This window comes from Bacillus cereus group sp. BfR-BA-01310 (assembly GCF_022664325.1).
GTDB classification, from domain to species: domain Bacteria; phylum Bacillota; class Bacilli; order Bacillales; family Bacillaceae_G; genus Bacillus_A; species Bacillus_A paramycoides.
In genome coordinates, this window is record NZ_JAKUHD010000004.1 from 109,434 (window position 1) to 131,523 (window position 22,090).

The following is a 22,090-nucleotide window of genomic DNA, read 5'->3' on the forward strand; positions in this document are numbered from 1 at the left end:
CTCCAAAAAGTTTAATAAATTAAGATTTCAATTCTTTTTTAGTAGCTATACCTGTTTTACTTTTATCTTATTTAGAGATACTCATATTCTTATATTCTATAATACTTACTAACCCCAAATAAGTCTAATTGAGGAATAAAGTACCAATCATTAAACTGTGATAATATATCAAGTCTTCTGAGTAGTCGACTTTAATTAATTCTTTTTTATCACATCAATTAACTTTTCATAATTAAGTTGTATTTTTCAAACACAACAAGATATACAAGGTCGTCTATTCTTAACTTTTAATAACGTTATTAGCGCAGAAGTTAGATCTATTGCAATTATTATCGAAACATACGTAAAAAAGAAGAACCCCGGAAGTTCAGGGATTCTTCTTTTTCTCTAATAACACCTTTAAACAAATATTACTTTAAACTTGAACTGTAGATATTTACAAATTTAATCTAAATTAATTTCTACACGATACTTATCACCCTCACCAAACAACATTTTCCCAAATTGGATTGCCGTATCTTTCTGCATACTCGGCAATAGATGACTATAAGTATCAAGCGTTATTCTTACATCAGCATGCCCCAACCGCTCCGAGACAATTTTAGGATTTACCCCCTGTAGCAACAACAATGTCGCATGAGTATGCCTCATATCGTGGAATCGAATTTTAGGGATATCCGCTTTTTTAATGATAGATTTAAAGACTCTACGAATATTACTTTTATGAGTAGGTGTACCAAATTCTGTACATACTACTAAATCTAAATTCTTATAAGAACGATTTTTTTCTCTTTCTCTCCTTATAAATGGCCAATGTATTTTTAAAGCTATAACCGTTTCTTCTGGTAAATCAATTGTTCGTGAACCTGATTTTGTTTTCGTATAAGGCAACAACTCTTTCCCATCACTACTAAGCGTTTGAGTAATACGAACACATCCATTTTCAAAATCCACATCTTTCCAACGAAGTCCCAATATTTCTCCCTGCCTCATTCCTGTTGTTAAAGCTAGTAAAAAAGCTATATAGTATCTTCCACTCTTTTTGGCATACTTCAAGAACTGCCTTACCTCTCCTACATCCCATACTGTTATCCCTTTCTTTTCTGCTTTCGGCCGATCTACAAGAGCAGCAGGATTACGAGCTATTAGCCCCCATCTTTCGGCTTTTTTCAATGAATCATTAATTAGCATATGTACTTTTTGAATATTTTCATCCGATAAAGCCTGTTCTTTCGTTAACTTGTTATATAATCCTTGTATACTCATCGGATTAAGTTTTGTTAATTCCACATCCCCTATTGCTGGAATAATGTGTTTCTCAACAATCCATCTATACGTATTCAAAGTTTGCTTCTTAACCTTTGTCATTTTATCCTCCAAAAATCGCTCTAACAAATACTCTTTATAGAGAATTTTATTTGGCTGTATATATGTTCCTAATGTTAGTGATTGTTCTAAATCTAACATCGCTTTCTGAGCTTCTTGTTTTGTTTTAAATCCTCTCTTTTTAAATTGTCTTGGTTTGCCGTCTTCTTTTTTTCCATATGTTAAAATAAAATACCATGTCTTTGTATTTTGATCTTTCTTTACTGTTCTGCCTGCCATTATCTTCATCCTCCTAAATATACAAATAAAAAAGCAGCGACAATTTCATCGCTGCTTGAAAGATTAATAACTATTTTCCGTGAACTCTTCTATTTTCATGTTCACTTTAGAAAGCACATATTGTTGAATACACACCTTAGGAATTCGATACGACTTTCCAATTTTAAATGATTTAACTTTTCCTGATTGTAATAATTCGTATGCTTTATTTCGTCCAATGTCTAACATTTCCATTAAATCTTCTACGTGTACAACATCATCATAATTCTCAAACACAGCCAATCACCTCTTTTCTTAACGTTCAAACTTATAATATATATCTAGAAAATCTATCTTTACCTAAATGTTTACGGAAAATTAAATGTAATTATCTTTCGTTATTTGATATTAAAAAGCTTTATTCAATATATTTTCGGAAGCAGATTTACTCCTTATTTGCTTTCTAAAATCACCTAAATGTATAACCTTAATGTCACCATTTGGGTCATTTTTCTCTATAAATTTTCTTAGTTTCTTTGAATTCCCATAATATAGCCATAATTTATTTTCGGTATGAACTGCTTTCAATTTAGCAATCGATCTTTTACGCAACCCCCCGTCTATTGATATCACCCACTCAATATGCCCTAACTCATTTATCCAAATCACGTCAATATAACCACTTTTGTTCACAGCATAGTTTTCTAGTTTCATCCTTGCTCCTTCATACCCAAATTTTCTTCCTAACCCAATCACATAATTACATAACTCCCTATTCAATTCATCACTGTTTTTCACATCTTTTAATAGTACATTTATTCGCTTAACTACCATATTTTTAATAGCTAAAATGTCATTCTTATTCAATTTAATCACCTCGTCGTATTTTATAGCTTTTTAAAAACAAAAAAGAGATGTTTTTTCTACAAAACGTAGCATCCATCTCTTCATCACTTTCATTATTGTGCTGTTTACAAAGGACTTTCTCTCCCATAACATTTGCAAGCTTTTAATCGTCCACTATAATGCTAGTCTGTGTTTCCTGGTAATCTTTGAAATAATTCAAGATATCCTCTCTCAGATTTGGTAATTTTGATATTCCCCACTCTGAAGGTAAAGCAACTGGATTAATTTCTAGATTTCTAATCTGATTTAATCTTTTACTAAACCAATCTGCAGCTTTTTTAGCATCTGGTTGCATCTCTATATATTTCATTCTAGCCCTCCATATACTTCCTTCTCGATTAATTAATTCATAGCATTTTCGCAATGCGACCCTTTGAATTTGACATGAAACCTTATTAATAATCTCCATACCTTGATCATAGGTATAATAAGTTCCACCGCCCACAATAAGATCATAGAAGTACATAATTCTTTGCTGGGTTCGCTTTATGTCTAAAAATGATAAAACTGAATGATCCTTTGTTTTTATATAACCCCTTACATCTCTAGTTTGAATTTCTAAACGAAATTTCCCTCTTAGTTCCTCTAAATTGTTATATTGCTTCTTTGTCTTTTTTTGTTTACTACGTTGAGTTATATAACGATCGTACCAATTGACCCTAAAGTTTTTCCCTATAATGTATACATTATTTTCCGCATCAAAATATTGTAGAGCATTTGAATTACACATATAATTTTGCAAATTCCCCTTTTTAAACAAGAACATATATTTAGAAAGTAGTTGCTCATCTAATTTTAAATCAATAGCATCATCGACTCTTTTTACTTTCCAATAAAATAGATCTGGAACATCCAGACCTATTTCATTTCTCAATATGTAATTAAATCGATTCCGAACAGTTACAAATTCATGAAGATGCGTAACATCATTATAATTACCTTCATCTACTAATAACTTTGGTCTTAACAAAATTTCAATTGCCCTATAACCATATCTCTTGTTATTTCTTAATCTTATTTCTTTAAATCCATATTTCGCTAAACCATAGGTAATCAATGCATTATTATCACTTCCTTTCTTTTTATGAATAGGACCTAATGAGTTACTTCTTAAAAATAGATCTAACGCATTAACAGCTGCTCCATACTCACGTTTAGTGAGTTCCAAAGTAATGTACATAGTATCAATCACTATACAAACGCCTCCTATTCTGTAGAGCAGAGAGAATGCAATGGTACAAAGAGTGTACGCGGAGGGGGATATATAATTTAACTCAAAGAAATGTTACATACAAAATAAAAAAGTACACGTTAAAAAAACGTGTACTTTTTTATTTTTCTTTCTGTTCTTTTATGTATTCTTTCGCTCTTACCCAATCCATTCTAAAAGCCTTTATAGAAGACTTAGCTACATTTATCGTTTTCTCTATGGTACCAACTTGAATTTTTTTCATTTCTTTATCAGGATCTGGTTGCAATATAACTCTATTTTTATATAGTTCTCCATAAATTTCGTTTTTCACTCTTGAAGAACTAATTTTTTGTTGATTATCATTCGGTATCTCTTCAATCCTCTTAAAAACATTGTTTGGAATGTATAGAATTTCTTCACTTTCAAACCAACCTACACTATTAGAATGATCAAGTGAACTATCGTTTTTATCCTGAGGTTCATTTTCTTCTAGCAATTGAAGTAAGTGTTCAAGAAAATAAATAGGTTTAGCTTTTATATGCTCTGTATCCATTGAAAAAACAGTTGTACTTTTATGCTTAAAAACTTGTAAAGCTTCTTCATGATAATGCTCTATCATTTTATCATCTATTACTTCAATACTACTTCCGTAATGTAGTAACAAATTGAAACCAACTAATAAAAGTGAATCCATGTGTATTTTGTTTATATCATATTCTACATTGTCTTTATTGAAAAAATCTTGGTAACCTTTATAAAGTTTAACCAGTTCCTTTCTAATCTTCTCTCTTTTTTTTATATCACTAAAAACTTCAGCAAAAAAATTGATGAAATGCGCAACACATGTTGTAAACGATTCAGGGTTTAATTTAGCCTGATTTAATAATGATGTCTCAACTTGAATATCGCTTATATTCAAGTTCAAAATGAAATCTTGATTGATTTCATCTTCGTTTAACAATAAAAACATATTCTCATTATTGTAATTATGTAATAACTTTCGGGCCATGGATATTTTCTGATTCTGCTTCTCAGTATTTATAATAAAAACACTATCGCGAATTTTTGATGACATACTTCGAAATTCTTCAATACTACACGGGCCATTAGAATGAAATGCTGCATTAATACTTTTTATGTTCGGCTGCCTATCATATAAATTACAAAAAATATTCGCAAGTTCAACTCTATTTAAGTCGCTATTATTCCCAGTAATACATATACAGAACTTGTTTAAGCTTGACTCACTATATTTAATTAAACTTGTCACTACAGAAAGAAATGTATATGCCAACAAAGGTATTGTTATCTTCTTATCTGCAACATCTATCATAGCCATCGTATCTTGAAAAGCTTTTTCTGGTAATATATCCTTATTCATCTTTAGTTTAAACTTAGATAGCAAATTTTTGTCATATATAATAGAGTTACTTCGAGAATTCGTAACAGGTACATACCCCCATTTACCCCAATATTTTATCCATCCCATTTGATCTGTGTATATAATTTTCGATTTTTCCTTCAATTTTGTTTCTGCATATTCACGCATAACAAGGAGATATTTATTATATTTTTTTATCAGGTTGCTATTAATATTTAACCTAAGCCGCTTATCAATAATATTCGAAGTCAACCAATCTGCTTTCTCTAACACTTCTGTTCGTAAATCAATGTCAAAAACATCATATAATCGCTCATTTAATTTTATAATTCGAATTCTTAATCCTACTTCTTTTTTCTCCCTACCATTTGAATAATATATCTTATGAGTTGGGTATATAAAAAAATTATTAATCACCTGATCGTTAGGACCTGTAATATCAAGATTCCACCTTATCGACATATTGATTTTATGCTTTTTAAAAATACGTTTAAAATCTTTACTGATCCCCCAAATTGCTTCTCTTTCATTTCGTTCAAGTCTTTTACTTTCTAAATTGTTATATAGCTTTTTTGTTTTTATAGTGTCCATTTCAAACTCCCCAATAAAATTTAATTACTATGTAAACAACATTACAATAGGAATGGAAAAACCAGATAAATAAGAAATATACATAATTATCATAATAAAATTACATTTATCTTTCTAGATAAAGTTCCATATTGTAATATGTAATCTTGTAATCTTGTAATTTTTTATAGAGAATAATGACTCAAAAAAAAGAAAGGAACAAGTTATTTGTTAACTGCTCCTTCTGTAATCTATCTATAAACAAAATATTATCATTTTAGTATTCCTACTTACATTTCTTTCTTATTTACTTTATAAGCTCTTAGCAGTTATACAATCTCTCTTGTCTAAATAAAATGATCCTTCCACTCACGAAGACAACTTGAAGTAAAGAAGTAAAAAGAATTATTTTAATCTCTTCTATATAAAATGTAATTTTAATCACTTATCTTTCTTACCAACTATTTGTATAATAACTTTAATCACTTCAAGTATGATCTCACCAGGTTTAGAACTCATCCTTTTCACCTCTACTTCCAATGTAATAATTTATCAATAATCTGATGGTAAAAGCATAGTTGCATATTCTCCATTGTCTACCAGCCAAACATTACAGTTAATCACCTCCTTAGAATTTAACTTAAATTTGTATTCTAATTGCAAAGGTGGATACTCTTGTATATTACAGACGAGTTGATATTCATGATCTGATTGCAACTCAAATACTTGCAAATAGTCCAGTCGATCTCCAGCGGCTTTTCGACAATCAATAATAAGCCATAAAAATTGTTGTAATTCTAATGGAATTATATTCTGTACCGCTTTTGTAGCATAACGCCTCTGATTTACACCAAACATATATGTCCTTCCTCCTTTTATTTAAATGACATAGGCAAATTATTTTTCTTCGTACATATGCCCTTTTTCTTTAAGTGAAATAAAACTCTCCTCACAAACAATAAGGTGATCTAACACATCTATACCTACAACTTTGCCTGCTTCAATAAGTCGTTTTGTAACTTCAAGATCTTCTCTACTCGGAGTGGGATCATTACTAGGATGGTTATGCGCAACGATAATTGAAGCTGCATTTGAAATTATTGCGGGTTTCAGCACTTCACGTGGATGTACAATACTAGAATTTAAACTACCAATATGACAAACGTTGATAGCAGTAGGCTGATTTTTAATATCGAGGCAGAGTACAATAAAATACTCTCGATCAGCCCCATCTAGAAATTGCTTAAACAACAAACTTGCATCTTCGGGAGATTTCACTTTTCTTTCTTTGTAAAGAAGACTGCTCTCTTTTACCATTTTTAGTTTTACGATGTCGACTCGTTTTGCTGGTTGATTCATACCAACAGGTGATTCTAGTACCCCTTGATTTCCTGCTCTAATCTCACGATATATCATTTTTTTCCTCCAATCATAAGAAAAGGATTGCTCTTCATTTGAAAAGCAACCCTTTTTTCTATTAATTCATATAAATAATATATATTTATTAAGTTGGAGTTTACTGTACTCTTGTTATCTTCTGTATAATAAATCTTTATCCTACAATTGAAAAGTTCCATCTTTCATGTTTTTTCTAGGTAATTTTTCATACAATTCCTTTTTTACTTCTTCTGGTAAATGCTTAATAAATTTTATAAACGCCTCCGCTAATTCTGATTTATTATATTCTTCTTCATTGACATAATCTAAAAGTTCATCTAAACTTTCACAATTTTTATCATAGTATAAGTATCTTAATCCTTCTTTTAAAATCCAGGTAATATCTGTAATATTCAATATCATCTTCCTTTCATGTCTCTTTACTTTATCCTAATTCATCTTGAACTATAGCAGGGTACACAGATAATATATCCTCCACTATACCTTTTATAGTTATTTGCGTTTCATTGCTTATCTTTTGTAACTCTTTGTAATACTTACTTTTAATCTTTAGACTGTACAGTTTAAAACCATTTCCAATTACATATACGTCTTTACTTCTTTTGTAACACTCATTTACTTCAATATCTTTTAATGCCTTTTTTATAGATTGATTCACAAGTTTTTTCATACTGATTTCCAGATCATACGCCATTTCCTTTAATTGACGATAATATTCCTTTGACAAACTCACTTTCAAAGAGTGATCCTTTTTATCCCAAAAATCCGTCAATAAATTATCCAATAAAATATATCCCCTCTCTTTATCAATAACATCGTCATAACGAAGGGGGATTATTCATATTTTTTCTGCAGATTTATTATCTACACTTTTTAATTCAATACTAATAAGCTATCCTAAAATCAGATATACCATTTCAAATAGTTTTAATTCCTACTGTTGCCCTTTTTGATTAAATTTCAAAATAATTAATTTATTTTTCGTTTTTTTAAACTCATAAAAATGCTCTATAAAAAATATTTATCTCACCCTATACAGTGTTAATTCAGAAAATTTATAACAATTTCATCTTTATTGTACAAATAATAAGATATATACTAATTAAAGGATTAAAGATTTCATAATATACATTTGGAGGTAGAAGTATGGATAATAAAAAATCACAAAAAAACGCAGACAATTCGCGTGAATCTTGTGAATACCAAAAAAATAATAACAATCACCTTAATCAAGAAAACTCTTCTCTCGGACCCGACGATATAAGCGATGAAGAATATTTTAAAATGCTCTATAAAGTTGATCCAACTCAAATCGAATATAAAGTATTATCTTCAGATGTTTACACTACTACATTTTTATCATTGGACCATTTAAGAGCTGCTAAATTATTTGTAGATAATAGTAAAGAGATTTTTGACATGGATAACAAATTCAAAAATCAGGAAGAAAGGATAAAGAATATCTTCAACTATCGCTCCTACGTTCTTTCCGCTATTACTTCTAGCGTTGCGTTTATGGAAGCTACAATAAATGAAATATATGTTTTGTCGTCTAATAAAGACGAATTCAATGATATATATGGGGCTAATGTTAATGAATCGGTACTTCAAAAAATAAGAGATACAGTTCGTATTAAAGAGGATACCCTACATAACAAGGCTTTCAAAATCACTCAAGCCTTTAATGTAAATCGAGTTTGGTGGAAGGATATTAGCATTCTAATTGAATTGAGAAATCACCTGATTCATTATCATCCTGTGATAGACCTGCATACTGGCGGTGAAAAAGTAAATCCCACAAAAATCGAGACGTTGTGTCAAAATTTATTTAAGTTTGAAACTACACTGCTCGCAGATGATGACAATCCACCTTTTTTCCCAGATAAATTGGGGTATGAGTGCGCGAACTGGTCATTAATACAAAGTAACAAATTTATTAGAAAGTTATTCAAACAGTTAAATCTGAACTCTTTAGTGCCATTGGAGTAAAACATTAGAGTATCCTTAACAAGTTGTACACAAAAAGAAATACCTTTCTTGTAAAGTAAAATGTTCTTCTTAAACTCAAGAAAAGGTGTCTTAACTACAGCGAATATTTGGTGGATTTCCTTCAAACATTCCTCTTACATAAAGTAGTAACATATACTTAGAAACTTACAATATTTTCACCTATAATCCCTTTGACCTTGTGGATATAATTTAAAATTGGTCAAGATTCTGGTCAAGAAATTTCATTTTTCTACGTTACAGGATTTGCATGAGAAAGTATAGAACACCTTATAAACCCTTGATACAACTACCTTTCCGCTCGACATTTCCAAAACGTAAAACATACGTTTCTTATCTTGACAGGGTGGAGGTCGCTGGTTCGAGACCAGTCGGGGTCATATTTGTAGAAACCGTGTCAAATCAACATTTGATGCGGTTTTTATTTATTTACTTTCATACTCTATAAGAATAAGGGCCATCGGTCACATTACCCACAAAATCTCTTCTACTTTATTAACTACCTCCTCTTGCATCGTTGGCAGCACATGCGAGTAAGTATTTAATGTGATTTTGATATTACTGTGCCCTAACTTACATTCACACCTTTCACCAACAACAAGGTTGCATACGTATGCCGTAAATCATGAAAGCGAATCTTTGATATAGCTGTTTTATTATATTTTTTATTCTTCCCGTTTGTCTTTATAAAAAATTCGTATCTCTACTCATTTGAGCAGAGATACTTGCTTCATCAAAAATACCATTATTCTTACTCATTGATTATTCGTGCTAAATCCACAAAGAAACTTAATGATTCAGGATTAGCCATGGAACCTGGATTAACTACCTTTTCCGCCGGAAATCCTAATAAAATCTTACGAATTGGGACTTCTAGTTTCTTTCCGCTTAATGTTTTTGGAATCTGCTCTACTACATACACCTCGTCGGGGACAAAACGGGGTGAAACCTTTTCTTTTATTTCAGCTTTTATTGTTTCTTTTAAATCATCACACATAGTTACTCCTGGTTTTAACGCGACAAAGAGAGGCATATATGATTTCCGCCCAAGGAGTTCTAAATCAATTATTAAGCTTTCCATAATATCATTTAGAGCCTCAACCACGCGATAGATTTCACTAGTTCCTAGGCGTACCCCCAGTCGGTTAATAGTGGAATCTGATCGTCCAAAAATGACGCAACTGCCTTTATCATCAAATTTAATCCAATCACCATGTCTCCAAGTGCCTGGATATACATCGAAATAACTTTCAAGATAACGTTTATTATTGTCATCTCCCCAAAAATAAAGTGGCATGGATGGCATCGGAGCAGTTATAACCAATTCCCCAACTTCATTGATAACTGCTTTTCCCTCATCATCGAATGATTGTACGTGAGCACCTAAAGAACGAGCTTGTATTTCTCCTGCGTAAACAGGTAATATAGGTGAACCACCAACAAATGCAGTACATACGTCAGTTCCTCCACTCGTTGAAACAAGCCATACATCTTTTTTCACATTTTCATATACCCATAAGAATCCTTCTATAGGTAGAGGTGAACCAGTTGAACAAATAGACCTTAACTTTGAAAAACTGTGCCTTTCTTTTGGCTTAATTCCAAATTTCATACATGCACTTAAGAAACCAGCACTTGTACCAAAGAAAGTAACACCAACTTCTTCTGCAAGATCCCATAATATATGTATACTAGGATAAGATGGGCTACCGTCATATAAAACAATGGTACCTCCAGCCAGAAGACCACCTACTAAAAGATTCCACATCATCCATCCTGTCGTTGTAAACCAAAAGAACACATCATCTTGGTTAACACCCTGTTCAACTAATAATGTCTTAAGCTGTTCTAATAGTATCCCACCTTGACTTTGCACAATTGGTTTTGGCAAACCTGTTGTTCCAGAAGAAAATAATATCCAAAGAGGATGATCAAATGGAACGTTTTCAAAAACAATCTCAGAATCCCCACATAAGATGTCATTCCAATAGATTGTCTGATCATTCAACTTAAAATCATTACTGTTGATATATGGAATTAAAATTGTCTTCTTTAAAGTAGACAGTTCTGATTGAAGTTCCGAAACATTTGTAAGTCTATTCTGAATTTTACCGTTGTAAGCATACCCATCAACAGCAAATAAAATAGTCGGTTCAATTTGCTTAAATCGGTCAATAACAGTACCCGTCCCAAAATCCGGAGAACAACTAGACCAAATAGCACCAATACTAGCACATGCTAAAAAAGCAATTATGGTTTCGGGAATATTAGGCATATAGGCAACAACCCGATCCCCTGGTTTTACACCTAACCGTTTTAACGAATTTGCAACCATTGCAGTTTTTTCCTGAAGTTCTTTCCAGCTTATTTCAGTTCTCTGATTCTTTTCTGATTGAAAAATTACCGCTGGCTTATTTCCTCTACCACCTCGAAAGACATGTTCTGCATAATTTAATGTAGCACCAGTGAACCATTTTGCCCCAGGCATCTTTCTTGATTCCAAAACTTGATTATAAGGCGTATTAGATTGGACTTTGCAATAGCTCCAAATGCTTTCCCAAAACGATTCAAGTTCCTTAACAGACCATTCCCATAACTCCTTTTGATTTCCAAAAGATAAACCCTTCTCTTGTTTGAGCCATTTCATAAAAAAACTGACCCCTGCTTTTTCAATTTGGTGCTGCGATGGTTCCCATAATAAAACACCTTCAGTAATCGCTTTCATTATTGTTCCTCCTAAATTAGTAATATTTTCAAAGTAAATAATAACTATATACAGCATATGCTCTTAAAAAACCTTTTTTAAAACCGTGTAACCTCAAGCAAAATAATGCCTCATGAAGAATTGATAATAGAATATAAATAAAAAAGCACTGCATGTACTTGTCATCCAAATAATAGATTCCCAAGTACATGCTAGTGCTTTCAATTCATTATTACTTTTTTCATTTACTATTACTTCCTTTGTGCAGCATTTCTTTTTCGTTTATTTGAGAAGAAGAAAACACTACCTAAAGCTGTAAAAAGAGCACCTAATGAATTTAACCATATAGTTTGATTACTACCACCAGTTTTAGGTAAAACTTTAGTAGAATCATCATTTGTATCAGTAGTTATTTGATCATTTAAGTGTTTAGTAGAATGGTTATTTGCGCCATCTTCTTACCCTCTATTGCGGCATTAAAATGCCCCCACATAATTTCTCCACCTTTATTAAAAGCGGCGAGTACAATTTCATCTTTATAAGGTTCCTTTATGATTAAAGGCGATTGATTATCTTTTTCTTTTTCAATCATTGTAAATACTTCTGTTTTCTCTTGTAATGTGTTGAATTCACTATTTTTAGTAGGTCTTTTACTTGTTTCAATTTTCTTTATTACTTCGCCAAGCCTTTACCCAACTTCTTCTGCTTTTACAGGTTCATTCGTAACATAGTATTCTTGACCCTCCCATACTAATTAATATAGGTGGTACTTGTTCTCGTTTGTTACATATTATATAAGTAATATTAGCTATAAGTAGTAGACATACAAATAAAAAGAAAATAGTTGTTTTATTCATATACTATACTCCTTATCTATCATTTTACTGGATTATATATTATAGGTTATATACAGCAAATAGATTTTGTAGGAATATTTAGTTTCCTTTCCAAAAAGAAAAACCTTACCGAAGTAAGGTTCCATTTTTTCAATTCTATAGTGACTGATTTATTAAAACAATCAATACGATAATCGCTATAAACATAACGACTAAACAGCCGATTAGTTTATAAAATCCTCTTTTCGTTAATGTCCCGCCTTGGACGTCTTTACGAATAAATAAGAATACTGCTAAAAATAATACCAGTCCAATGCCAAAAGCATATATCATTTGCATATGTTAATCTTCCTTTCTCTCTTCCATCTTAATATCTTTTCGATAAAACAACAAATGAGATGAAAACAGTACTCATCGTTAATGCTATTAATATGTTCAATAGTTCCTTTGCAGATAGTGTAATTACATTTAAGTTTAAGCCAATAGAGAAAAGAAGATAATACGCTGTTAATGCAAAAAAAGTTACGAACATTCCTTTATATAGAAGAAACTTTTTCAATTTCAACACGTCTATTTTGAAACGAAACATGGAACAATGTATATATCCGTTACTATATCTCCTCCCCGCTTTTATAAAAATTTAATATCTCCATATGTGTTTTATCTTTTTAAACCATTTCATTCTTCTCTTTATTCAATGAAATGTGCTGTTGTTTTTACGGTGTTTTTCGCCATATTTATAGAAACTAACAGTTTATGAAGCATTTTTTATGTATAGCCACTTTTTTTGTAGAAATCCTTCATTTTCCTTTTAATATTTAACACTATCGAAATAAAGTTTATGCTAAATTCATAATTTTTTATTTTTTATACTATATTCCGTTGTATTGTTGTATAATATCAATGAAAGCGCTTATTATTTCAATATACATAATTCGAACGAGTTTTTATCGAAACATTCCAACGATTATACCTATATTTAAATGCAACAATTATAGTTATTAATGTAGGTATACCAAATATATCCACCCCCTTTTTTTGTAAAATTACTTTATAACATGAAAGATTAACTTGGGTGATAAGTTATTGTGAATGTTTTTTTACAAAACAGATAAGTAATAGTGTTTGGTATTATGTAAATTATTGTAATAACATAAGAGTAAAGAAAACATTTACATTGATTATTGGTTCATCAATTATTGAAAAGAGCAAAATGCACCTTTTTGTATGGAAAAGGATTATATGCATTGGGAGGTTTAAACAAATGACGAGGAAGAATACAACGACAAACCCTTGGGCCAAGTTCCATGGTCCGAACCTTGGTTATGTTATTGAACAGTATGATCTTTACGTAACTGGAGCAGGTTCTGTTGATCCGGAATTACAAGAGCTTTTTGAAATTTTTGGAGCTCCTTCGTTCCAAGATGATGTCGTAACAGGGGACAACACAGCAACAAATTTTTCTCCTCAAAACACTGGAAACATTGAAAAAATTCTTAAAGTCGTTCAACTTGTTGAGCAGATTCGTTCTTTCGGGCATACGTTGGCTCACATTAATCCAATGGAAGATGCTGCAAATGGACAATCTCTTATCGAGAAAACAATGAGCGAACTTAGCGATGCTGATTTGAAAGCGATTCCAGCTAAAACAGTATGGCAAGATGCACCAGAAGGTATTCACACTGCACTTGATGTAATTCATAGATTAAAAGACGTTTATACAAAATCTTTAGCTTATGAATTTTCACATATACAAGATAGTGAAGAACGCGCGTGGTTGCATCAAATGGTGGAATCAAATTCATTGCGTCAACCATTATCAAATAAAAAACGAACTGCTCTTTTAAAACGTTTAACAGCTGTTGAAGGTTTCGAGCAATTCTTGCATAAAACATTCGTTGGTCAAAAGCGTTTCTCTATCGAGGGCGTTGATATGCTTGTACCTGTATTAGATGAAATTGTTCGAGAAGGTGCTAAAGGTGGCGTAGAAGATGTCATGATTGGTATGGCTCACCGCGGTCGTCTAAGCGTACTTGCTCACGTATTAGAGAAACCATATAGTCACATGTTTGCTGAATTCAAACATGCAAAAATAGAGGGCGTAAAGGCAAATGCTGGCTGGACTGGCGACGTGAAATACCATTTAGGTAGAGAACAAGTCGTTGGTAATGAAGAAGTTAGTACTCGCGTTACTTTAGCAAATAACCCAAGTCATCTTGAGTTCGTTAATCCTGTTGTGGAAGGTTTCGCACGTGCGGCTCAAGAGAACCGTAAAAAATCTGGTCTTCCAGAACAAGATACTTCAAAGTCATTCGTAATTTTAGTTCATGGTGATGCTGCATTCCCTGGTCAAGGTATTGTATCTGAAACATTGAACTTAAGCAGATTGAACGCATATCAAACTGGCGGAACGATCCATGTTATCGCAAATAATGCAGTCGGCTTTACGACTGATAGCTATGATTCTCGTTCTACGAAATATTCGAGTGACCTTGCAAAAGGATTCGACATTCCGATTGTTCACGTGAACGCTGATGATCCGGAAGCTTGTCTTGCTGCTGCTAACCTTGCGATCCAATATCGTACGCTGTTCCAAAAAGACTTCTTAATCGATTTAATCGGTTACCGTCGCTACGGTCATAACGAAATGGATGATCCAGCAGTTACGCAGCCACAAGTGTACAAAAAGATTAAAAATCACCCAACTGTAAGAGCAATTTATGCAGATCAATTACAAGCTGCTGGCGTTCTAAATGCAGATGAGGTTGAAACAATTACTCAGTTTATACAAGAGCAATTAAAAGCTGAATACGCACAAGTACCACCTGCTGATACAAGTGCTGCAACAATTCACGTTAAAGTTCCAGATGTTGTTGCAAGAGGCATCCAGCCGATTGACACTGGTGTTGAACTTGACTCACTTCGTGCAATTAATGAAGGTCTATTATCTTGGCCTGAAGGCTTTAACGTATATCCAAAAGTGAAGAAAATTCTTGAGCGCCGTAAAGATGCTCTTGAAGAGAACGGTAAAATTGAATGGGCACTTGCTGAATCGTTAGCATTCGCTTCTATTTTACAAGAAGGTACGCCAATTCGTTTAACTGGTCAAGATTCACAGCGTGGTACATTCGCGCATCGTCATATCGTATTACACGATACTGATACAAACGAAACATATTCACCATTACATCGTTTACCAAATATCAATGCTTCATTCTCTGTTCATAACAGTCCGTTATCAGAGGCTGCTGTTGTTGGTTACGAATATGGTTATAACGTATTCGCTCCAGAAACTCTTGTTATGTGGGAAGCGCAATACGGTGACTTCTCAAATACTGCGCAAGCGTTATTTGATCAATATGTTTCAGCAGGAAGAGCAAAATGGGGTCAAAAATCAGGTTTAGTTCTTCTATTACCACACGGTTATGAAGGTCAAGGACCAGAGCATTCTAGTGCACGTCCAGAGCGTTTCTTACAATTAGCTGCTGAAAATAACTGGACAGTTGCAAACTTAACGAGCGCGGCACAATACTTCCATATCTTGCGTCGTCAAGCATCTATCTTAGGAACAGAAGCTGTTCGACCGTTAGTAATTATGACGCCGAAAAGTTTATTACGTCACCCACTTACACTTTCAACAGGTAGTGAGTTAAGTGAAGGACGTTTCCAACCTGCTTTAGAACAAGAAAACCTTGGTATGAAACCAAACAAAGTAAAACGTCTTGTTTTAAGCACAGGTAAAATGGCGATTGACTTAGCAGCAGAGATCGACAATGGTAAGCATGAGTACAGCTTAGATGAAGTTCATATGATTCGTATCGAGCAGTTGTACCCATTCCCTGCTGAAAAAGTTCAATCTATTATTAAACGCTTTAAAAACTTAGAAGAAATCATTTGGGTTCAAGAAGAACCTCGTAATATGGGTGCATGGCATTACATGGCCCCAATTCTGTTCGAACTTGCTGGCGATAAAGTGAAAACAGGTTATATTGGACGCCCTGATCGTTCTAGTCCATCTGGTGGCGATCCATTCGCTCACAAAGCTGAGCAAGAACTAATCGTTGCGCACGCTTTAGACGTGAAGTACAACTTCCGTCAAGATAAACAAGAAATTGAAGTTTACAGCAACTGAAAGTAACAATGAATTTTTCAGGCTCTACTTGGGCAGATATTCTGCCCAAGTCGGGCTAACAAATGGAGATTACCGAAGATTAAAGAAGACAAAACACACCGTTAGGCAAATAAGGGGAGGACATTTAAAATGATCGAAATTAAAGTACCTGAGCTTGCAGAATCTATTTCAGAAGGAACTATTTCACAATGGCTTATCAACGTAGGCGACAAAGTTGAGAAAGGTGGCAGCGTTGTTGAGCTTGAGACTGACAAAGTCAATGTAGAAATCATTGCAGAAGATTCAGGTATTGTATCGAAATTACTAGGCGAACCTGGAGATACAGTTGAAGTTGGCGCTACTATCGCAATTTTAGATGCTAATGGCGCAGCAGTTGCAGTAAGCACACCTGCTCCAGCTGCTGAGCAACCAAAACAAGAAACTACTGAAGCACCAAAAGCTGAAGCGCAAAGTGCTGAACAAAATAAAGCTCTTCAAGGTTTACCAAATACAAATCGTCCTATCGCATCACCAGCTGCTCGCAAAATGGCTCGTGAATTAGGAATCGACTTAAACGATGTGCGCAGCACAGATCCACTTGGACGTGTGAGACCGCATGATGTACAAGCTCATGCTGCAGCGCCAAAAGAAGCACCAGCTGCTCCAAAAAGTCCAGCTCCTGCTCCAGCTGTAAAAACTGAATTCGAAAAACCAGTTGAGCGCGTGAAAATGTCCCGCCGCCGTCAAACAATTGCAAAACGTCTTGTAGAAGTTCAACAAACATCTGCAATGTTAACAACATTTAACGAAGTTGATATGAGTGCAATCATGGAATTACGTAAAGAACGCAAAGATGCTTTCGAGAAAAAACATGATGTACGTCTTGGCTTTATGTCATTCTTCACAAAAGCAGTTGTTGCAGCATTAAAACAATTCCCATTATTAAATGCTGAAATTCAAGGCGACGAGCTTATCATTAAAAAATTCTATGATATCGGTATTGCAGTAGCAGCTCCAGATGGATTAGTTGTTCCAGTTGTACGCGATGCTAACCAATTAAACTTCGCTGAAATCGAAAGCGAAATTCGTGAATTGGGTAAAAAAGCACGCGATAACAAACTTTCATTAAAAGAATTACAAGGTGGTACGTTTACAATTACAAACGGTGGCGTGTTCGGTTCTCTAATGTCGACACCAATCCTAAACAGCCCACAAGTAGGTATTCTGGGAATGCATAAAATCCAAGTACGCCCAGTTGCAATCGATAACGAGCGTATGGAAAACCGTCCAATGATGTACCTTGCACTATCTTACGATCACCGTATTGTTGATGGTAAAGAAGCAGTTAGCTTCCTTGTTGCTGTTAAAGATATGCTTGAAGATCCAAAATCATTATTATTAGAAGGTTGATAGACTAAGAGTCTATTAAAGGCTGTAGAATGAATCCATTCTACAGCCTTTTTTTATGCTCATAAGGGACAAATCGCACTACATAGACTAATAATGTATGCTTACAAAACATAAGGGGGATAAAAATGAGTACTCTTCCGACTCACACGAAACTCAAAACAAATAAAGATACTTTCTTCCTCCCCGATTCAAACGGGGGTGTCTATTTTCGAAATAACTCCAGTTCATTCCGTATGGATGGTGATGGAATTTATAACTGGATTGAGAAATTAATGCCTATGTTTAATGGTAATCACTCTTTAGAGGAATTGACGGATGGTCTCCCTCTCCCCTATCAAAATCGAGTGTTTGAAATTGGAGAGATTTTATATGAAAATGGTTTCGTTCGTGATGTAAGCCAAGACGCTCCTCACGAATTAAACGATGCACTGCTCGACAGATATGCTTCGCAAATTGAATTTTTAGAAGCTGATTCCCATTCAGGTGCTTTAAAATTCCAAACGTACCGCACAGCAAATGTACTTATAATTGGTTCTGGGGATATGCTTACTTCCCTAATTTCTTCTTTGCTTGAATCCGGCTTACCTACATTTCATTATCTTGTTACAGATCGTGCTGAAACAAACTACGATCGAATTCATGAACTAATAGAACGTGCCTATGCAAATGATGATCATGTACTTATACAAGAAATAGATACTACAATCGATCGTCCTTTACATGAAGTATTCGAGCCTTTCGACTGGATTTTATACGTTTCTCAAAATGGAGATATTGAAAGTTTAAGAGCAATACATGCTATTTGTAGAGATGAAGGGAAAAATTTCATCCCTGCTATATGCTTATCAAGAATCGGTTTAGCTGGACCTGTCGTAATAGCAGAGCGTGAAGAATGCTGGGAATCAGCATGGCATCGGCTACATGAAACTACTTTACAAAATGAAAATCCAACAGAGCCTTTCTCGCCAATTACAGGTGCAATGTTAGCAAATATTATCGTTTTTGAATTATTTAAGCATGTCGCTGACGATTCACATCGGCAGAATAACCCGCAATTCTATTTATTAAACTTTGAAACACTTGAGGGAAAGTGGCATCCCTTTATAAAGCATCCTCTCGCAACTGATGAAAGCTTTACAATTGATACGGTGCAAAATCTTCATGAAAACCTTGCACATCGTTCCGAACAATTTGATTCAACTGAAATTTTCCGCTTTTTTGATACATTAACATCTAGAGAAGCTGGTATATTCCATATGTGGGATGAACAAAATTTATATCAATTACCTTTATCACAGTGCTATATTCAAGTCGCAAATCCATTATCAGACGGACCTAGCGCTCTCCTCCCTACTATAACTTGTGGTGGACTAACTCATAATGAAGCGCGCCGCGAAGCTGGTTTAACAGGGGTTGAAACATATGTAGAGGAAATCATTCATCGTCTTATTCCTGAACATAATGATATCGGTATTGGTGCTGGTGAAACGATGACAGAAGGTGTATACCGCGCACTACAAAAACATTTAAACAATCAGTTGTGTGAGCGGCAATCACATATGCTAGAAGAAATTACAGAACTCGATTTAACCGAAGTACATGATAACCATTGTAGATTTTACTACAATGCTCTCTCTACAATTCATGAAACGCCTAAAGTTGGAATAAGTGAGGAATTACTCGGTTTTCCTGTCGTTTGGGTCGGTATAAACGATAGATGGTATGGTGCAGCAAATATTAATATGACATTGGCACTAAGAAACGCTCTGCAACAAGCACTCCTTCATATTCAAAATGAAGAGGTTCCTTATAGATCTAATATTTTGCCAGAATCATCCATTATTTTATGTAGTACTGATTCTTTTAGGGTAGAAATACAAGAAGAGCAAGAAGTTCCAGGCGTACAGTCTTTACAGGTTGCCCTGCAAAATTTAGCAGAAAACAATTTTTATCCATTCGTTTTTGATTTAGCAATTGAGTCATTTCTAAAAGATAACTTAGATGGTGTATATGGGGTATTAATTGAGGAGGGTGAAAGCAAATGACTCAAAACATACTACTAATAGGAGATGGCCTACTCGCAGACTATGTACATGATCAATTGTGTAAACAATACTCCATCATCCGCCAACATACAATTACAGAAACTCTCCCTGAAAATATTCATCTCGCTCTTGTATTACATGACGGCTCTCCTTCTTCCGTTCATCATGATGCCGAACTTATCTTTCGCTCAAGTAATATTCCATGGCTTCGGGGGTTCACTTCATTTGGTGAAGGGATTATCGGCCCTTACATTCACCCTCTTGCCACAGGATGTACCAACTGCGCTGATGGCCGTCGCTTTATAGCTGGCTTTGATCAACGAGAAATGTGGGAATTACAGCGAAAATATGCGTTAAAAGCAAATGATGTGACGAGGCGTGATGTACGCGCCACCCAAAATGGAATTTTACAAATGTGCCAGCTCATTCATGCTGAAACAGAGAAAATATTATCTACTGAACATTCTTCTTTAGAAAACGAACTTATTTTACTAGACTTACAAACATTACAATGTACCCGGCATTCCTTTCTTCCAGATCCTCTCTGTCCAGTATGTAGCAATTTGTCTGACGATACAGCCGATGCATCAAAGATTTCTTTACAACCGAGTTTGAAAACGAGCAGTGAGGCGTATCGCTGTCGTTCGATTCATGAGCTAAACACATTTTTAACGAAAGATTATTTAGATTATCGAACCGGAATTTTAAACGGCAAAATGCAGCATTCTTTATTACCGTTCGCTGATGTCATTATAAATATGCCGTTAATGTTTGGGAATGAAGGTGTCGCGGGCCGAACTAATTCATTCGCACTCAGTGAATCAACTGCTATTTTGGAAGGATTAGAACGATATTGCGGCATGTCACCTCGTGGCAAAAAGACAAATGTACATGGTAGTTTTCGTGAACTAGAGGATATCGCACTGAATCCCCTCACACTTGGTGTACATACAAATGAACATTATAATCGTGATCCTTTTCCATTTAAACCATTTGATCCTGATCATCAGCAAAGTTGGGTATGGGGATATTCTTTATCACAAGATAGACCACTTCTAGTCCCAGAATCAATCGCCTATTATAGCCTTGGTCATCGAGATGCTTTTGTGTATGAAACATCAAATGGATGTGCGATTGGTGGTAGTTTAGAAGAAGCCATTTTTCATGGCATATTAGAAATCGTAGAGCGCGATGCTTTTTTACTCACATGGTATGCAGAATTACCTCTTCCTCGTCTTGATCTTAGTTCCGCAGAGGATACTGAATTACAATTAATGATTGAGCGCTTGCGTACGATTACTGGATATGAATTACACGTTTTCAACGCAACGATGGAACACGATATTCCGAGCATTTGGGTGATTGCAAAAAACACGAGGCAAGATGGGATGAATCTCGTCTGTGCTGGTGGTGCTCATATGGAACCCATTCGAGCAATCAAAACTGCGATTCATGAAATAGCTGGCATGTTACTTATATCAGATGATGATCTGAATCAAAACAAAGAAAAATATGAAAACTGTTTACGCGATCCTTATCTTGTTACGCAAATGGGCGATCATAGTATGCTATACGGATTGAAAGAAGCTGAAGAACGTCTTCACTTCCTTTTACGTGACGATGCTCCGGTGCAAACGTTCCAAGAAGTAAATGCATTACAATCATTTGATATGGATTTAACATCTGACCTGAATCAACTTTTAAACCGACTACATCAATCTGGGCTTGAAGTAATTGTTGTAGATCAAACTGTCCCCCTCATAGAAAAGAATGGCTTACATTGTGTAAAAGTAATTATTCCAGGCATGTTACCGATGACGTTTGGTCACCACCTCACTCGTCTTACAGGACTAGACAGAGTATATACCGTACCGATGACACTCGGCTATACAAATGAACCTTTAACGAATGAGGGATTAAATCCACATCCGCATCCGTTTCCATAA

Annotated in this window: 17 protein-coding genes and 4 pseudogenes; 5 read left to right on the forward strand and 16 right to left on the reverse strand. The window is 34.3% G+C overall.

Going from position 1 to position 22,090, the window contains the following annotated elements; translation table 11 throughout:
• Positions 1-444: 444 nt before the first annotated feature.
• From MR109_RS11010 to MR109_RS11050, 9 genes are all read right to left on the reverse strand, one after another.
• Positions 445-1,605 carry a site-specific integrase gene (locus MR109_RS11010; protein ID WP_242272085.1) on the reverse strand — a complete coding sequence of 387 codons (1,161 nt, stop codon included), beginning with the start codon at positions 1,603-1,605 and terminating at the stop codon, positions 445-447.
• A gap of 63 nt (positions 1,606-1,668) precedes the next feature.
• Positions 1,669-1,881, reverse strand: coding sequence for a helix-turn-helix domain-containing protein (locus MR109_RS11015; protein ID WP_242272086.1), 213 nt, complete (start codon positions 1,879-1,881; stop codon positions 1,669-1,671).
• A 111-nt stretch (positions 1,882-1,992) separates the two neighbouring features.
• A complete protein-coding gene (locus MR109_RS11020) occupies positions 1,993-2,451 on the reverse strand; it encodes a hypothetical protein (RefSeq protein WP_242272087.1) in 459 nt (152 codons plus the stop codon).
• A 142-nt stretch (positions 2,452-2,593) separates the two neighbouring features.
• Entirely contained in the window at positions 2,594-3,682 is a 1,089-nt protein-coding gene (locus tag MR109_RS11025) for a hypothetical protein (RefSeq protein WP_242272088.1), read from the reverse strand.
• A 139-nt stretch (positions 3,683-3,821) separates the two neighbouring features.
• Positions 3,822-5,654: a hypothetical protein gene (locus MR109_RS11030; RefSeq protein ID WP_242272089.1), complete on the reverse strand. Its 1,833-nt coding sequence runs from the start codon at positions 5,652-5,654 to the stop codon at positions 3,822-3,824.
• 531 nt (positions 5,655-6,185) lie between these two features.
• On the reverse strand, positions 6,186-6,491 hold the full coding sequence (locus MR109_RS11035; protein WP_242272090.1) for a DUF960 family protein: 306 nt from the start codon (positions 6,489-6,491) through the stop codon (positions 6,186-6,188).
• Positions 6,492-6,530: 39 nt separating this feature from the next.
• Positions 6,531-7,049, reverse strand: coding sequence for a JAB domain-containing protein (locus tag MR109_RS11040; protein WP_242272091.1), 519 nt, complete (start codon positions 7,047-7,049; stop codon positions 6,531-6,533).
• A 141-nt stretch (positions 7,050-7,190) separates the two neighbouring features.
• Complete coding sequence (locus MR109_RS11045) at positions 7,191-7,427, reverse strand: hypothetical protein (protein ID WP_242272092.1); 237 nt, start codon at positions 7,425-7,427, stop codon at positions 7,191-7,193.
• Between the two features lie 28 nt (positions 7,428-7,455).
• Complete coding sequence (locus MR109_RS11050) at positions 7,456-7,815, reverse strand: hypothetical protein (protein WP_242272093.1); 360 nt, start codon at positions 7,813-7,815, stop codon at positions 7,456-7,458.
• Positions 7,816-8,177: 362 nt separating this feature from the next.
• On the opposite strand from MR109_RS11050, the gene MR109_RS11055 reads away from it, so the two are divergent.
• Positions 8,178-9,020, forward strand: coding sequence for a hypothetical protein (locus MR109_RS11055; RefSeq protein WP_242272094.1), 843 nt, complete (start codon positions 8,178-8,180; stop codon positions 9,018-9,020).
• Positions 9,021-9,502: 482 nt separating this feature from the next.
• Here the strand turns inward: MR109_RS11055 and MR109_RS11060 are convergent.
• From MR109_RS11060 to MR109_RS11080, 7 genes and pseudogenes are all read right to left on the reverse strand, one after another.
• A pseudogene (locus tag MR109_RS11060) lies at positions 9,503-9,687 on the reverse strand (tyrosine-type recombinase/integrase); the annotation flags it as partial.
• Between the two features lie 102 nt (positions 9,688-9,789).
• Positions 9,790-11,763 (reverse strand): acetoacetate--CoA ligase, encoded by a 1,974-nt coding sequence (locus tag MR109_RS11065; protein ID WP_242272095.1) that lies wholly within the window; start codon positions 11,761-11,763, stop codon positions 9,790-9,792.
• Between the two features lie 230 nt (positions 11,764-11,993).
• Complete coding sequence (locus MR109_RS30390; RefSeq protein WP_082147716.1) at positions 11,994-12,155, reverse strand: LPXTG cell wall anchor domain-containing protein; 162 nt, start codon at positions 12,153-12,155, stop codon at positions 11,994-11,996.
• Positions 12,156-12,175: 20 nt separating this feature from the next.
• Positions 12,176-12,280: pseudogene (locus tag MR109_RS30540) on the reverse strand (TetR/AcrR family transcriptional regulator); the annotation flags it as partial.
• A pseudogene (locus MR109_RS11070) lies at positions 12,272-12,599 on the reverse strand (hypothetical protein); the annotation flags it as partial. The pseudogenes MR109_RS11070 and MR109_RS30540, both read right to left, overlap by 9 nt.
• 135 nt (positions 12,600-12,734) lie before the next feature.
• A complete protein-coding gene (locus tag MR109_RS11075; protein ID WP_242272096.1) occupies positions 12,735-12,917 on the reverse strand; it encodes a DUF3976 domain-containing protein in 183 nt (60 codons plus the stop codon).
• Between the two features lie 28 nt (positions 12,918-12,945).
• Positions 12,946-13,122, reverse strand: a pseudogene (locus MR109_RS11080) (permease); the annotation flags it as partial.
• A gap of 720 nt (positions 13,123-13,842) precedes the next feature.
• Here MR109_RS11080 and odhA point away from each other — a divergent pair.
• From odhA to MR109_RS11100, 4 genes are all read left to right on the forward strand, one after another.
• The gene (odhA, locus tag MR109_RS11085) at positions 13,843-16,710 is read left to right on the forward strand and encodes a 2-oxoglutarate dehydrogenase E1 component (protein ID WP_242272097.1); all 2,868 of its coding nucleotides are present in this window, start codon (positions 13,843-13,845) and stop codon (positions 16,708-16,710) included.
• Positions 16,711-16,839: 129 nt separating this feature from the next.
• Positions 16,840-18,099 (forward strand): 2-oxoglutarate dehydrogenase complex dihydrolipoyllysine-residue succinyltransferase, encoded by a 1,260-nt coding sequence (gene odhB, locus MR109_RS11090; protein ID WP_048369566.1) that lies wholly within the window; start codon positions 16,840-16,842, stop codon positions 18,097-18,099.
• Positions 18,100-18,224: 125 nt separating this feature from the next.
• Positions 18,225-20,144 carry a putative thiazole-containing bacteriocin maturation protein gene (locus MR109_RS11095; protein ID WP_242272098.1) on the forward strand — a complete coding sequence of 640 codons (1,920 nt, stop codon included), beginning with the start codon at positions 18,225-18,227 and terminating at the stop codon, positions 20,142-20,144.
• Positions 20,141-22,090: a TOMM precursor leader peptide-binding protein gene (locus MR109_RS11100; RefSeq protein ID WP_242272099.1), complete on the forward strand. Its 1,950-nt coding sequence runs from the start codon at positions 20,141-20,143 to the stop codon at positions 22,088-22,090. Before MR109_RS11095 ends, MR109_RS11100 begins: the two co-directional genes overlap by 4 nt.

Excerpts from the sequence above, each read along its gene's own strand:
- MR109_RS11010 (WP_242272085.1), bottom strand. The coding sequence starts at position 1,605 with ATGGCAGGCAGAACAGTAAAGAAAGATCAAAATACAAAGACATGGTAT.
- MR109_RS11030 (WP_242272089.1), bottom strand. The coding sequence starts at position 5,654 with ATGGACACTATAAAAACAAAAAAGCTATATAACAATTTAGAAAGTAAA.
- MR109_RS11035 (WP_242272090.1), bottom strand. The coding sequence starts at position 6,491 with ATGTTTGGTGTAAATCAGAGGCGTTATGCTACAAAAGCGGTACAGAAT.
- MR109_RS11040 (WP_242272091.1), bottom strand. The coding sequence starts at position 7,049 with ATGATATATCGTGAGATTAGAGCAGGAAATCAAGGGGTACTAGAATCA.
- MR109_RS11055 (WP_242272094.1), top strand. The coding sequence starts at position 8,178 with ATGGATAATAAAAAATCACAAAAAAACGCAGACAATTCGCGTGAATCT.
- MR109_RS11065 (WP_242272095.1), bottom strand. The coding sequence starts at position 11,763 with ATGAAAGCGATTACTGAAGGTGTTTTATTATGGGAACCATCGCAGCAC.
- MR109_RS11075 (WP_242272096.1), bottom strand. The coding sequence starts at position 12,917 with ATGCAAATGATATATGCTTTTGGCATTGGACTGGTATTATTTTTAGCA.
- odhA (WP_242272097.1), top strand. The coding sequence starts at position 13,843 with ATGACGAGGAAGAATACAACGACAAACCCTTGGGCCAAGTTCCATGGT.
- odhB (WP_048369566.1), top strand. The coding sequence starts at position 16,840 with ATGATCGAAATTAAAGTACCTGAGCTTGCAGAATCTATTTCAGAAGGA.
- MR109_RS11095 (WP_242272098.1), top strand. The coding sequence starts at position 18,225 with ATGAGTACTCTTCCGACTCACACGAAACTCAAAACAAATAAAGATACT.
- MR109_RS11100 (WP_242272099.1), top strand. The coding sequence starts at position 20,141 with ATGACTCAAAACATACTACTAATAGGAGATGGCCTACTCGCAGACTAT.